Here is a 12,491-nt window from a genome sequence, read left to right on the forward strand (position 1 = left end):
CCCGTGAGCGTCCTCGGCGACATCTACTCCGCGCCTTTCGTGCGCTACGCCGCGGTCAGCGCCGCGGCGCTTGTCTGCGACGTGGGAAGCTTCGCCGCGATGGTCGCCTCCGGCCTGCCGGTCACGGGCGCTGCGGCTCTCGGCTACGCCCTCGGCGTCGTCGTCCACTGGGTCTTGTCTTCCCGGCTGGTCTTCGCGGCGGAGGTCGGTGAGCAGGGGTCGCCGCGCCGCAGGGTCCAGAAGGCGCTCTTCGCCGGTTCGGCCGCGATCGGCCTCGGCGTGACGGCGTTCGTGACGGCGACGTCCTCGTCCTTCGGCGCGCCCCCCGCCGCCGCGAAGCTGCTCGCGGTGATCGCGAGCTTCCAGGCGGTCTGGTTCGTCCGCCGCCAACTCGTCTTCGACCAAGCGGGGACGGCGTGACGGCGGCGGCGATGCCGAGCGTTCGGGCGGCGCGGCCTCCGCTTCCGCGCCCGGCCCCGCTGCTCTTCGTCTGGTTCGCCGCCGCCCTCGTCCTTTGCGTCGCCAAGGCCGACGTGATCGCGAGCGGCATGACGCTGGGACCGGACGATCACACCCGCCTCGTTCAGGTCCGCGACCTCCTTTCCGGTCAGGGCTTCCAGGACGTGACGCAGTACCGGCTCGGCGGTGCGCAGGGCCTGCCCATGCATTGGTCGCGGCTCGTCGATCTGCCGATCGCGGGAGTCATCGCGGTCCTGGCCCCGGTCGTCGGACCGAGTTCGGCAGAACGTATGGCGGTCGTCATCGTGCCGCTTCTCGCGCTGCTCGCCCTCCTCGGCACGATGGGGTGGGTGCTGAGAAGCATGGTTCGAGGCGCGCTCGTCCCGGTCGGCCTCGCTGCTGCGGCGCTGTTGCCGGACCTTGCCTTTCAGTTCGCGCCGGGACGGATAGATCACCATGCCTGGCAGGCGGTCGCAGCCGCCGCCTGCCTTCTAGGCCTCCTCGTCCGCGTGCCGTGGCGGGGCGGCCTCCTGATCGGGGGTGCCGGCGCTGTCTGGGCTCAGATCTCGACCGAAGCGCTGCCCTACCTCGCCGGCTTCGCCCTCATCACCGGCGTCGCATCGCTGCGCTCCCGAGACGAGGCGGCGCGCGCCGCGGTCTACCTCGGATCGTTGGCGGTGCTCAGCCTTCTCCTCTTCGCCGCGCTGCGGCCTCGGGCGGCGTGGTCGTGGGACTGGTGCGACGCGCTCGGCGCGGGCCACCTCGCCGCCTTCGCGGTGGCGGGCCTCGTCGTGGCGCCGCTTCCCTTCCTGCGTCGCGCCTGGGCGCGAGCGGGTCTCCTGGCGCTGGGCGCCGGCGGGGCCGGAGTGGCCTTCGCCGCGATCGCCCCGACCTGCCTCGCGAACCCTTTCTCCGCCATGGACCCTGTCGTTCAGGAGGTCTGGTACGCCTCGATCCTCGAGGGGCTGCCGATCACCGCGCAGCCGGGCGGCTGGGCCGCGTCCTTCGTGGTTCTGGCTCTGCTCGGTCTGTCCGCGACGGCCTTCGTTGCCTTGCACGCCTCGGGCGAAGCACGCGACCGTTGGCTGCGCCTCTTTTGCGCCTCGGTCGTCGCGGTGCTCGTCGCGCTCGCCTTCCGCCGCGCCTCGGGCGTCGCGGAGCTTTACCTGCTGCCGGGCCTCGTCGCCCTCCTGCCGATCTGGTGGCGCTGGGCACGGCGACGAGAAGCGCTTCTGCCGCGGGTCTTCGGTACCGTGCTCACGATCGTGGTCCTCTGTCCTCTGACGTTGAGCGGCGGGGTCGGCGCGCTGTGGAAGCTCGACTGGTCCGAGGGGACGCCCCGCGCCGAGGGGGCGGCCGGGCTCGCTGCCGCGTCGGACGACGATTGCACGCGCGGCGCGGTCCCTGCGCGTCTTTCGGGCGGGCCGGGTCGAGGCGTCCTCGCCCCCATCGATGCGGTCCCGCTTCTCCTGCGCGAGACGCCCCACCGCTTCCTCGCCGGGCCGTATCACCGCGGCGACGCGGACATGCGCAAGGTGATCGACGCCTTCAGGGAGGGCGACGAGGCCGCTTCCGCCGTCATGCGCCGCGAAGGGCTGGACCTCGTCGTCATCTGTCCCGCCGCGGCCGAGATCGCCGTCTACGCCAAGGACGCGCCGGACGGCCTTGCGGCTCTGCTGCTTCGCGACGAGGCGCCGGACTGGCTCGTGCCGGTCGACCTCGGCGCCGAGGAGGCCGTCTTCCGTGCGTGGCGCCTCGATGGCGCCCCGCCCCTTCCCTGAGGCTTGCCGGGGAGGGTAGGACCCCCCGGCGTTGCGAGGACGAGAACGATTCCCGAAAAGCCTTCCTCTACCGGCGTCTTCACGGCCGAGGATCTGCGCGCCGCCGCCGATGGAGGCGTGCTGCGCCTGCCGTCGGGCTTCGGCCCGCGCCAGCTTCAGCCCGCGAGCCTCGACCTCACGCTCGGCCGCAGGGCGTGGCGGGTGCGGGCGGCGTTCCTGCCGGGCGCAGAGCGAACCGTGGCGGACCGGCTCTCCGGCCTCGCGCTTCACGAGCTCGACCTGTCCCGCGGCGCGGTGCTCGAGAAGGGCTGCGTGTACCTGATCGAGCTTCGCGAGGCGCTTTCGCTTCCCGAAGGCGTCTCGGCAGGCGCGAACCCCAAGTCTTCGACCGGGCGCATCGACGTCTTCGTGCGCCTGGTGACGGACAACGGCACCGCCTATGAGCGCGTGCCCGACGGCTACGAAGGACCGCTCTACGCCGAGGTCAGTCCACGGACCTTCTCGGTCCTCGTCCGAGAGGGCTCGACCCTGAACCAGCTCCGTCTGCGCCGCGGCGACGCGTTCCTCAGCGACGCCGAGCTCCGCCGCGTCCATGAGGGCCGCGCGCTGTCCGAGAACGGCGCCATCGGCGGCGGCTTGCGCCTCTCCGTGAACCTTGCCGGGCGCGAGGCTGAGACCGTCGGCTACCGCGCGCGGCGCCACGCCGGCCTCATCGACGTCGACCGGACGGGCGCGCTCGATCCCGCCGACTTCTGGGAGCCGATCGCGGCGCCCGCCGAGGGCTTCATCGTCCTCGACCCCGACGAGTTCTACATCCTGGCGAGCCGCGAGACCCTCTGCGTGCCGCCGGACCTCGCCGCCGAGATGGTCGCGATCGACACCGAGCTCGGCGCCTTCCGTGCGCACTATGCCGGCTTCTTCGACCCCGGCTTCGGCACCGGCGCGCCGAGCCGCGCCGTCCTCGAGGTCAGAGGCTACGATGCGCCCTTCGTGCTTGAGCACGGGCAAGTAGCGGCGCGCCTCCTCTACGAACGGCTGACCGGCGCCCCCGAGACCGTCTACGGCGCGGGGCTGGGCTCGAACTATCAAGGTCAGGGCCTGCGGCTGTCGAAGCACTTCGCGCGAGGCTGAGCGCAGCGATCTGTCCCAAGATGACGCGTTTTGCGGATTCACGCCGGAGTTGCGCGGGGTTATAGACGGCGCATGCTGCGCCTCGTGACCTCGAACTGCCTCTCCGAGACTCTTCGCCTCCACGGGCAGTCCGTCGTCTTCGACTGCTCGGGCGCCATGTGGCTGCCCGAGGCACGCCTCCTCGTGGTCTCGGACCTCCACTTCGAGAAGGGAAGCCACTACGCCGCGAAGGGCATCCCGCTTCCCCCCTACGATACCCGCGCGACGCTCGACGCGCTCGAACGCCTGGTACGGCTCTGCCGTCCGAAGACCGTGCTGTCGCTCGGCGACGCCTTCCACGACAAGGACGCAGAGGCGCGGATGGACGAGGCCGACGCACGCAGGCTCGACGCCCTCTGCGCCGCCGCCGACTGGGTCTGGGTCCTCGGCAATCACGACCCCCTGCCGCCAAAGCGCTTCGGCGGGACGGCGCTGAACGCGGCCGAGCTCTGCGGCCTCGCCTTCGTGCACGAGCCGGGCGCGACGGACGACTGGCAGGTCGCGGGCCACCTTCACCCCTGCGCGGTCGCGCAGAAGGGCGGGCGGGGCGTGCGCCGGCCCTGCTTCGTCACCGATGGCGAGCGGCTGATCCTACCCGCCTTCGGCGCCTATACGGGCGGGCTCAACGTCCTCGACCCCGCCTTCGCGCCGCACTTCCCGAGGGGGTTTGCGACGTTCCTCCTCGGCGACAGCCGGGTCTACCAGGTGCCGACCACTTCGCTCCGCGCGGATGGTCGCCGCGCTGCGTGGGGCGTCTGACGACAGGCTTGCCAGTCGCCGACCTCAGGCCGTCAACGCCCTCAGCGCCGCCACCGCCAAGGCGGCTTCCACCCCGATCGTCAGCCTCGTCCTGAGCGGCGCCCACCAGGCTGGACCCTCGCCGGCGCGCGCACCTGCCCTGTCATCGAGGAGGAGAAGGGCGAAGCCGACGCCCAAGACGATCAGGCGGAAGGCAAGGGGGATCGGCAGGATCGCTTCCGGGACCAGCATCGCCCAGGCGAGGAGGGCGGGGGCGACGGCGGCGAGGAGGCCCGAGAAGAGGCGCCCCTGCCGCGCCTCTGGGCTCGTCATGGCGAGCGCCCACCTGGCCCCGCCCATGAAGGAGAGGATGACCGCGCCGTAGGCGAGGAGCCAGCCGAGGAACGCGTTCGCGAAGGCGGGGAAGACCCAAGGCGCAAGCGCGCCGGCCGCGAAGGGGAGGAGGCCGGCATAGCCCAAGGCCTGGGCGTCCCGGCGGACCTGGCCTTCGGGCGTCATGCCCAGGCTCCGCCGCCGGGATACCAGGCGTCCGGCGTCACCTCGCGGTCCGCCATCGTCACGTCGGGGACGAGCGTGCCGCGCAGGAGCGTCCACTCGCCGACGGGCTCGAGCGTCTGGTAGGCGCCCTGACGGACCCAGGAACTGCGCGCGAAGCCCGCGCCGGGACCGAGCTTCGCCGCGCCCACCTGCATCCCGTCGGGCGAGGTGCTGACGGCGAGGGGGCCACCGTCCTCGTAGCTCCAGAGCACGTCCGCGGGCACGCGGTGCCAGGGCGCGAAGACGCCCGCCGGCAAAAGGTAGAGGAAGGAGCGGAAGCGGCCCTCGGCGTGGTCGGTCTGGCGGAACCAGCCCTCATAGGGGTGCTCGGTCAACCGGTGGCGCTCTGCGACCTCGGCCGGGGTCACGCCTGGTCCTTCCGGCGGCGGGCCTCTGCGAAGACCTGCGCGGGCGGCGAGCCTTCGAGGCCGACGGCCACCGCGAGACCGGGGTCGTCAGCGCGCAGGAACGGGTTCTGCGCCTTCTCGGCACCGAGGCGGACGGGCAGGGTCGGCTCGCCCGCAGCGCGTTGGCGCTCGGCCTCCGCAGCGCGGTCGCGGAGGGCCGCGTTGCCCGGGTCGATGCCAAGCGCGAACTTCGCGTTCGAGACCGTGTACTCGTGCGCCGGGTAGGCGACGGTCTCGTCCGGCAGGGCGCGGATCTTGGACAGCGAGGACCACATCTCTTCGGGCGTCCCCTCGAAGAGGCGACCGCAGCCGAGCGAGAAGAGCGTGTCGCCGGGAAAAAGGACACCCACGCTTTCGAAGTGATAGGTTATGTGGCCGCGGGTGTGGCCGGGGGTCGCGATGACGGCTGCCCTCAGGTTTCCGACCCGGACCTCGTTGCCCTCCGATACCGCCTCGTCGCGGCCGGGAATACGGTCGCCCTCGGCGGCGGGACCGACGATGCGCGCGCCGTGAGCGGCCTTGATCTCCTCGTTCCCGCCCGTGTGGTCGGCATGCCAGTGGGTGTTCAGGATCGTGCCGATGCGCCAGCCGAGATCGTCCGCGAGCGCGAGGATCGGCCCCGCCTCGGGCGTGTCGACGACCGCGACGTCGCCCGTCTCCTCGTCGCGAAGGAGAAAGGCGTAGTTGTCTTTCAGACACGGGATCTGATGAACGGTGAGGGCGCCATGCGAAAAGCGGCGTGAGGTCGGGCTCGGCATGCCCTATGTTCTAGGTCGGACCCGAAGACGGGCAAGGAAGCGGACGTGCGGACCACGACCTCTGAGCTGACGAGCTTCTACGACGGCGCGCTGGGAAGCCTCGCGGCCCACCACGTGACGACGAAGCTCGCCGAGGCGTGGGGCACCGCGCAGGGGCAGCGCGTCGCGGGCTTCGGCTATGTCAGCCCCTTCATGGGCGCCTTCACCGAAGCCGAGCGTCTGGTCGCCCTCGTGCCCGAGGGCGCGGGCGTGCGCCGGGACGAAGGCGTGCCGATGGCGGTGGTCTCGGACTTCCTCTGGCCGCTGCCCGACGCGAGCGTCGACCGCCTCCTGATCGTGCACGGGCTCGAAGACGTCTCGGGGCCGCGAAGGATGCTGCGCGAGGCGTGGCGGGTGCTGGCCGATGACGGGCTGATGATCGTCGTCTGCGCCAACAGGCGCGGTCTCTGGGCACTCGTCGAGACGACGCCCTTCAGCGTCGGGCGGCCCTACTCGCGCCGCCAGCTCGACATGCTGCTGCAGGGCGCGATGTTCGCGCCGACGGCCTACGCGACGGCGCTGCACTTCCCGCCGGTGAACCACGAGGCGCTCTTACGGGTCGCAGGCTCTTGGGAGCGTGTCGGCTCGGCGATCGGCGCGCTCGGGCCGCCCTTCTTCCTGCCGAACCTGGCGGGCGTGAACCTGATCGAGGCGCGCAAGTCCATGGCCGTGCCGATCAAGGGCTCGAAGGCCGAGGTCCTGCGCGGCGTCTTCGCGCCGGGGGTCTTGGGTCCCGCCGCGCGCTACGTGCCCGCGGACAGCGCGAAGACGGCCTCCTGCGCGCGCAGGTTGGAGAGCTTCGGCGAGGACGGATCGAAGCGCCGGGCGCGGCGGTCCGACAGGCCGTAGGCCGCCTCGGGCACGAAGGCGCCGTCCCGGCAGAGGTCGAGGAAGTCCAAGACCGTGCAGAGGTGGATGTTCTGCGTCTCGTACCAACTCGCAGGGAGCGCGCGGCTGCGCGGCATCCGGCCCGATAGGAGGAGTTGACCTCTGATGCGCCAATGGCCGAAGTTCGGGAAGGCCACGACGGCGCGCTTGCCGACGCGCACGGCTTGGCGAAGGGCGAAGATCGGGTCGCGGAGCGCCTGGACGGAGTTCGAGAGGATCACCGCGTCGAAGGCGCCGTCGGGGTAGTCCTGAAGGTCGGTGTCGGCGTCGCCCTGAACGACCGAGAGGCCCTGGGCGACGGCGGCGGAAACCGCGCCGGCGTCGATCTCGAGCCCGTAGCCCTGCGCGCCGCGCTCCTCGGCGAGGCGTCGCAGCAGCGTGCCGTCGCCGCAGCCGACGTCGAGGACGCGCGCGCCGTGCGGCACGAGGCTCGCGATCACGTCGTAGCGGGAGGTCGTGGTCGGCACGGTCAGACTCCCGCCTCGCGCATGGCGGTGCCGAGAAAGCCTTCGAGCACCGCCTCGAAGGCGGGGTCGGGGATCAAGAAGGCGTCGTGGCCACGGTCGTTTCGAAGCTCGACGAAGGAGACCGCCGCGCCCGCGCCGTGCAGAGCCCGGACGACGCGCCGGCTCTCAGGGGTGGGGTACAGCCAGTCCGAGGTGAAGGAGGCGAGGAGGAAACGCGTCTTCGTGCCCGAGAAGCGTTCCGACAGCGCCTCGCCCGAGCCGAGGTCGAAGTAGTCCATGGCCCGGGTGATGTAGAGGTAGCTGTTGGCGTCGAAGCGATCGGTGAAGCTCGACCCTTGGTGGCGAAGGTAGCTTTCGACCTGGAAGTCGGCGTCGAAGCCGTAGCCCAAGCTCGCGCGGTCCTGGAACCTGCGGCCGAACTTCTCCTCGAGGGCGGCCTCGGAGAGGTAGGTGACGTGCGCGGCCATGCGGGCGACGGCGAGGCCGGCCTTGGGCGGCTCCTCGCCCGCATAGTCGCCGCCGCGCCAGGCGGGGTCGGCCATCACCGCCTGGCGGCCGACCTCGTGGAAGGCGATGTTCTGCGGCGTGTGGCGGGCGGCGGAGGCGAGGATGGCCGCGTTCCGGACCCGCTCTGGGAAGTCCGCAGCCCAGGCGAGCGCCTGCATTCCGCCCATCGAGCCGCCGACCACGGCGAGTAGGCGGCCGATGCCGAGCGCGTCCAGAAGCGCGGCCTGCGCGCGGACCATGTCGCTGATGGTGACCACGGGGAAGCCGAGGCCATAAGGGCGCCCGGTCTCGGGATCGAGGCTGGCGGGTCCCGTCGAGCCCATGCAGCCGCCGAGGACGTTGGCGCAGACGACGAAGACACGGTCCGTGTCGAGGGGCAGGCCGGGACCGATCAGGTAGCTCCACCAGCCGGGCTTTCCGGTGACGGGGTGGTCGCGGCCCGCGAACTGGTCCGCGGTCAGGGGGTGGCAGAGGAGGACCGCGTTCGAGCGGTCCTCGTTCAACGTGCCGTAGGTCTCGTAGGCGACATCGACGCTCTCGAGCGTGCGGCCGCAGTCGAGGGGCAGGGGCGCGGGTAGACGCAGGACTTCGCCCTCGCCCGGCGGCAGGAGGCCGCTACGTCCCTCTTCGATCGACCCGTGCACTGGCGCGGCCCCTTTACGCTCGTAAGGCCGCGCGGATAGGGCAGTTGAGCGCGAGTGACAACGAAGAGGCCGAAACGTGAACGCGGGTAAGCGCGAGGCGAGTGCGAGAGGCAGGCCCACGGGCTTCCCGCGAAGCCTGCGCACGCTCTACGCCGTGATGATGGGCGCGCTCCTCGTGCAGCTCGTCCTTCACGCCTTCACCTTCGCCTGCGAGGTGCTGGCGCCGGGGCTCGTCCTGCCGCAGCCGGGAGGCGGACGGACCGCGCTCGGCCATGCCTACCTCGCCTCCTTCTTCACCTTCGCGGTCGCGATCCCGCTCGGCTGCTTCACCTGGATGCGATGGCTCGACTGGTCGGTGAAGAACCTGGCGGCGGAGGGGCGGGCGTTCCCGCGCACGCCGGCGCAGGTCGTCTGGGCCTACTTCATTCCCGGCGTGAACCTCTACCAGCCGCCACGCGACCTCGAGGCGCTCTGGCGGGCGCAGCGGCGTGCGGCCGTGCCGCCGCCCGCCGTTCTGCCCGTCTGGTGGGGGATCACGCTCGCGCACCTCGCCTTGATGCTGTTCGACGTGCAGGACGGCATCACCATCCTCACCGTAACCTCATCGGCGCTCGGCGTCCTCGGTCAGGTCCTCGCGCTCGTCCTCCTGCGCCTCTTCGCGCAGCGGCAGCGCCACTCGGGGATCGAGCCGCGCCCGCGCCGCCTGCAAGAAGGCGCCTCGATGGCGCCCGAACCGGAGTACGACGCATGACGACCCCTTCGCGGCCGGAGCCCCGCCCCGGCCTCCTCGACATCACGCCTTACAAGCCCGGCAAGGCACCGACGCCGGCGGCCGGCCGCAAGGTCTACAAGCTCTCCTCGAACGAGAGCGGCCTCGGCCCCGCGCCGGCCGCGCTCGCCGCGCTGGCCGGCGTCGCGCCGCACGCCGAGATGTATCCCGACGGCGCCGCGCGAAGCCTGAAGGCGAAGCTCGGCAAGACCTACGACCTGCCGGAGGAGAACCTGATCATCGGGTCGGGCTCCGACGAGGTGATCACGCTCCTCCTGCGCGCCTATGCCGGCGAGGGGACCTCGATCGTCCAGACCCGCCACGGCTTCAGCTACTACTGGATCGCGGCGCAGGGGGCGGGGGCGGAGCCCCTGTTCGCCGAGGAGACGGACCTGCACGCCGATGTGGACGCGATCCTGCGGACGGTGCGCGAGGACACCAAGATCGTCTTCCTCGCGAACCCCAACAACCCGACCGGCACGGTGATCCCCTCCGCCGAGGTGCGGCGCCTGCGCGAAGAGCTGCCGCCGCAGATCATCCTCGTCCTCGACGGCGCCTACGCCGAGTACATGGAGGCGGGCGACGACTACACGGACGGCGCGGACATGGTGCGCGAGGCCATGGCGAGCGGCGCGGACAACGTCGTCATGATGCGGACCTTCTCGAAGATCTACGGGCTTGGCGGGCTGCGCGTCGGCTGGGCGTTCGGGCCGTCCTCCGTCATCGACGTCCTCAACCGCATCAGGCCGCCCTTCAACGTCAACGCGCTGGCGCTCGCAGCGGCCGAGGCCGCGCTCGGCGACCAGGGCTTCGTTGACAGGAACCGAGCGCACAACGCGGCCGAGCGGGCGCGGGTGCTGGACCGCCTCGAAGGCATGGGCTTCACCGCCGCGCCGAGCTTCGCGAACTTCCTCCTCGTGCGGATGCGCGGCGCCGACGAAGCGGCACGGGCGTCCGAGGCGGCGAGCCTTCTCGAGCACCTCGAGAGCGAGGGGATCATGATCCGCGCCATGGGCGGCGCGTGGCTGCCTGACTACGTCCGCGTCTCGATCGGCAGCGAGGAGGCGAACGACGCCTTCCTCGCCGCGGTGGCCCGCTTCGTCGAGGGCGCGGCTTGAGGCGGGCCGCTACCCACTTCGTGCAGCAGCAGCGGTTGCGCCTTCGCTCGGCCGAGGCGCAGGCTGGGGCATGACCGAGGCGCCCCTCACCGACCCCTTCGGCCGTCAGATCCGCTACCTGCGGCTGTCGGTGACGGACCGGTGCGACCTTCGATGCCGCTACTGCATGGCCGAGCGGATGCGCTTCCTGCCCAAGCCCGAGGTCTTGAGCCTCGAAGAGCTGGACCGGGTCGCGGCGGCGTTCGTCGGTCTCGGCGTGCGCAAGCTGCGCATTACGGGCGGCGAGCCGCTCGTCCGCCGCGACGTGATGCGCCTCTTCGAACGGCTGTCGCGACACCTCGGGACGGGCGCGCTCGACGAGGTGACGCTGACGACCAACGCGACGCAGCTCGGCAGGCACGCGGAGGACCTCTTCGCCTGCGGCGTGCGGCGCGTGAACGTCTCGCTCGATACGATCGACCCGGAGGGCTTCGCGGAGGTCACGCGCGGCGGTGACGTGTCGGTCGTGCTCGAAGGGATCGAAGCCGCCGCCGCCGCGGGCCTCCACGTCAAGCTCAACGCCGTCGCGCTCAAGGGGCAGGCGGCGGGGATCGTACCCCTGATCGAGTGGGGCCACGCGCGCGGGCACGACGTGACCCTGATCGAGGTCATGCCGATGGGCGAGACCGGCGAGGACCGGGCGGATCAGTTCCTGCCGCTCTCGGACGTGCGCGAAGCGTTGTCGGATCGCTGGACGCTGACGCCGCTGCCCGACCGCACGGGCGGGCCCGCGACCTACGTCCGCGTCGAGGAGACGGGTGGACGCCTGGGTCTCATCACGCCGCTGACGAACAATTTCTGCGATGGCTGCAACCGGGTGCGGGTGACCTGTACGGGACAGCTTTACCAGTGCTTGGGGCGCGGCCGGAACACGGACCTTCGCGCGGTCCTGCGCGAGGGCGGGGACGACAGGGCCCTCCGGGCGGCCATCGTCGACGCCGTGGGCGCGAAGCCTTGGGGGCACGACTTCGCGATCAAGCGCGGCGAAGCGCCGAGCGTCGCCCGCCACATGAGCGTGACGGGCGGGTAGGGCTCAGCCTCTCAGCGCCTCTGCGTGGTGCTTGATGTGGTCGCCCATGAAGCTCGCGATGAAGTAGTAGGAGTGGTCGTAGCCTTCATGGCGGCGGACGGTGAGATCCTGTCCGGCCTCCGCGCAGGCGGCCTCGAAGAGTTCTGGCTTCAGCTGCTCTTCCAAGAACCCGTCGGCGACCCCCTGATCGATCAGGATCTTCGCCTGCGAGGGCCGTTCACGGACGAGTTCGCTCGCGTCGTACTGCGCCCACTTCGCTCGGTCCTCGCCGAGATAGGCGCCGAACGCCTTGTGACCCCAGGGCACCTGCGAGGGCGCGACGATCGGAGAGAAGGCCGAGACGGAGCGGTAGGTGTCGGGGTTCTTGAGGTGCAGCGTCAACGCGCCGTGCCCGCCCATGGAGTGGCCGAAGACGCCCTGACGCGCGGGGTCGCCGGGGAAGTGGTCGAAGACGAGCTCTTGCAGCTCCTCCGTGACGTAGACATCCATCTTGTAGTGCTCAGACCACGGCGCTTGCGTCGCGGTCAGGTAGAAGCCCGCCCCCTGGCCGAGGTCGTAGGCCTCGTCGTCCGCCACGCCCTTGCCGCGGGGGCTCGTATCGGGGGCTACGACCATGACGCCGTACTTCGCCGCATGCGCCTGAAGCCCCGACTTCTCCATCGGGTTCGCCCAGCTGCAGGTGAGCCCCGAGAGGTACCAAAGAACGGGGAAGGGCCCTTCGCCCGGCGGGGTGTAGACCGCGAAGGTCATGGGGCAGCGGCAGGTGCTCGAATCGTGCTCGTGCACGGAGAGGGTGCCGCCGAAGCTCTTCCAGCTGTTCGTGGTCTTCATGGTGACCTCTTCTTCTTGGTCTTGACTTTGGCGGACAGTTCGCCGATTGGGGTGGCGTGATCAGGAACTTCGCATACGCCGTTCGATATCCCCTCTAGGGGATCGTAGCCGTATGCGTGCCGTTGCACGCTCTCCTCATTCATAGAACGCGGGGCGTTGCCTGTCTCAGGCATGCATATCCTCGCGTACCGATCGGTGGGTAAAGCCGGGGGTTCCGGCGAGCGGCCTGTAAAGCCGCGCCCGTATGCGGGGAGTGGTTCGAGTCCACACCCACCGACCATCCGTGTG

Annotated in this window: 14 protein-coding genes and 1 tRNA gene; 9 read left to right on the forward strand and 6 right to left on the reverse strand. The window is 71.0% G+C overall.

The features are described 5' to 3' along the window. Positions 1-3: 3 nt before the first annotated feature. The 4 genes from GGQ59_RS03895 (at position 4) to pdeM (ending at position 4,169) form a co-directional block, all read left to right on the forward strand. Positions 4-420 (forward strand): GtrA family protein, encoded by a 417-nt coding sequence (locus GGQ59_RS03895; RefSeq protein WP_183815979.1) that lies wholly within the window; start codon positions 4-6, stop codon positions 418-420. Next, positions 417-2,240 (forward strand): hypothetical protein, encoded by a 1,824-nt coding sequence (locus tag GGQ59_RS03900; RefSeq protein WP_183815981.1) that lies wholly within the window; start codon positions 417-419, stop codon positions 2,238-2,240. Before GGQ59_RS03895 ends, GGQ59_RS03900 begins: the two co-directional genes overlap by 4 nt. A gap of 48 nt (positions 2,241-2,288) precedes the next feature. Beyond that, a complete protein-coding gene (locus GGQ59_RS03905; RefSeq protein ID WP_183816725.1) occupies positions 2,289-3,371 on the forward strand; it encodes a 2'-deoxycytidine 5'-triphosphate deaminase in 1,083 nt (360 codons plus the stop codon). A gap of 72 nt (positions 3,372-3,443) precedes the next feature. Next, positions 3,444-4,169 (forward strand): ligase-associated DNA damage response endonuclease PdeM, encoded by a 726-nt coding sequence (gene pdeM / locus GGQ59_RS03910; RefSeq protein ID WP_183815983.1) that lies wholly within the window; start codon positions 3,444-3,446, stop codon positions 4,167-4,169. 24 nt (positions 4,170-4,193) lie between these two features. Here the strand turns inward: pdeM and GGQ59_RS03915 are convergent, their stop codons facing one another. Genes GGQ59_RS03915 through gloB form a run of 3 tightly spaced genes read right to left on the reverse strand, consistent with a single transcriptional unit; the run spans position 4,194 to position 5,871 of the window. After that, the gene (locus GGQ59_RS03915; RefSeq protein ID WP_183815985.1) at positions 4,194-4,667 is read right to left on the reverse strand and encodes a DUF3429 domain-containing protein; all 474 of its coding nucleotides are present in this window, start codon (positions 4,665-4,667) and stop codon (positions 4,194-4,196) included. After that, positions 4,664-5,074 (reverse strand): cupin domain-containing protein, encoded by a 411-nt coding sequence (locus GGQ59_RS03920; protein WP_183815987.1) that lies wholly within the window; start codon positions 5,072-5,074, stop codon positions 4,664-4,666. The genes GGQ59_RS03915 and GGQ59_RS03920 overlap by 4 nt, the downstream gene beginning before the upstream one ends. Next, positions 5,071-5,871 (reverse strand): hydroxyacylglutathione hydrolase, encoded by an 801-nt coding sequence (gloB, locus tag GGQ59_RS03925; RefSeq protein ID WP_183815989.1) that lies wholly within the window; start codon positions 5,869-5,871, stop codon positions 5,071-5,073. The genes GGQ59_RS03920 and gloB overlap by 4 nt, the downstream gene beginning before the upstream one ends. Before the next feature lie 45 nt (positions 5,872-5,916). Between gloB and GGQ59_RS03930 the strand changes: the two genes are divergently transcribed. Further along, a complete protein-coding gene (locus GGQ59_RS03930; protein ID WP_183815991.1) occupies positions 5,917-6,759 on the forward strand; it encodes a methyltransferase domain-containing protein in 843 nt (280 codons plus the stop codon). Here the strand turns inward: GGQ59_RS03930 and metW are convergent. Both metW and metX read right to left on the reverse strand, forming a co-directional pair. After that, on the reverse strand, positions 6,654-7,265 hold the full coding sequence (metW, locus tag GGQ59_RS03935; protein ID WP_221400855.1) for a methionine biosynthesis protein MetW: 612 nt from the start codon (positions 7,263-7,265) through the stop codon (positions 6,654-6,656). The two genes, GGQ59_RS03930 and metW, sit on opposite strands and share 106 nt — an antisense overlap. Positions 7,266-7,267: 2 nt before the next feature. Beyond that, the gene (gene metX / locus GGQ59_RS03940; RefSeq protein ID WP_425511349.1) at positions 7,268-8,380 is read right to left on the reverse strand and encodes a homoserine O-acetyltransferase MetX; all 1,113 of its coding nucleotides are present in this window, start codon (positions 8,378-8,380) and stop codon (positions 7,268-7,270) included. A 112-nt stretch (positions 8,381-8,492) separates the two neighbouring features. On the opposite strand from metX, the gene GGQ59_RS14915 reads away from it, so the two are divergent. The 3 genes from GGQ59_RS14915 to moaA all read left to right on the forward strand — a co-directional run bounded on the left by GGQ59_RS14915 (position 8,493) and on the right by moaA (position 11,372). Next, positions 8,493-9,167, forward strand: coding sequence for a DUF4328 domain-containing protein (locus GGQ59_RS14915; RefSeq protein WP_183815995.1), 675 nt, complete (start codon positions 8,493-8,495; stop codon positions 9,165-9,167). Then, the gene (gene hisC, locus GGQ59_RS03950) at positions 9,164-10,303 is read left to right on the forward strand and encodes a histidinol-phosphate transaminase (protein WP_183815997.1); all 1,140 of its coding nucleotides are present in this window, start codon (positions 9,164-9,166) and stop codon (positions 10,301-10,303) included. The genes GGQ59_RS14915 and hisC overlap by 4 nt, the downstream gene beginning before the upstream one ends. 70 nt (positions 10,304-10,373) lie before the next feature. After that, a complete protein-coding gene (moaA, locus tag GGQ59_RS03955; RefSeq protein WP_183815999.1) occupies positions 10,374-11,372 on the forward strand; it encodes a GTP 3',8-cyclase MoaA in 999 nt (332 codons plus the stop codon). Positions 11,373-11,375: 3 nt separating this feature from the next. Here the strand turns inward: moaA and fghA are convergent, their stop codons facing one another. Further along, positions 11,376-12,203, reverse strand: a complete 828-nt coding sequence (fghA, locus tag GGQ59_RS03960) for an S-formylglutathione hydrolase (protein WP_183816001.1) — start codon at positions 12,201-12,203, stop codon at positions 11,376-11,378. A 193-nt stretch (positions 12,204-12,396) separates the two neighbouring features. Here fghA and GGQ59_RS03965 point away from each other — a divergent pair. Further along, positions 12,397-12,483, forward strand: a tRNA-OTHER gene (locus GGQ59_RS03965). Positions 12,484-12,491 lie beyond the last annotated feature (8 nt).

It is taken from the genome of Parvularcula dongshanensis (assembly GCF_014199615.1).
In the GTDB taxonomy this organism is placed as follows: domain Bacteria; phylum Pseudomonadota; class Alphaproteobacteria; order Caulobacterales; family Parvularculaceae; genus Parvularcula; species Parvularcula dongshanensis.

Bases quoted from the DNA above. Each gene is read 5' to 3' on its own strand.
- GGQ59_RS03915 (WP_183815985.1), bottom strand. From the start codon at position 4,667: ATGACGCCCGAAGGCCAGGTCCGCCGGGACGCCCAGGCCTTGGGCTAT.
- hisC (WP_183815997.1), top strand. From the start codon at position 9,164: ATGACGACCCCTTCGCGGCCGGAGCCCCGCCCCGGCCTCCTCGACATC.
- pdeM (WP_183815983.1), top strand. From the start codon at position 3,444: ATGCTGCGCCTCGTGACCTCGAACTGCCTCTCCGAGACTCTTCGCCTC.
- fghA (WP_183816001.1), bottom strand. From the start codon at position 12,203: ATGAAGACCACGAACAGCTGGAAGAGCTTCGGCGGCACCCTCTCCGTG.
- gloB (WP_183815989.1), bottom strand. From the start codon at position 5,871: ATGCCGAGCCCGACCTCACGCCGCTTTTCGCATGGCGCCCTCACCGTT.
- moaA (WP_183815999.1), top strand. From the start codon at position 10,374: ATGACCGAGGCGCCCCTCACCGACCCCTTCGGCCGTCAGATCCGCTAC.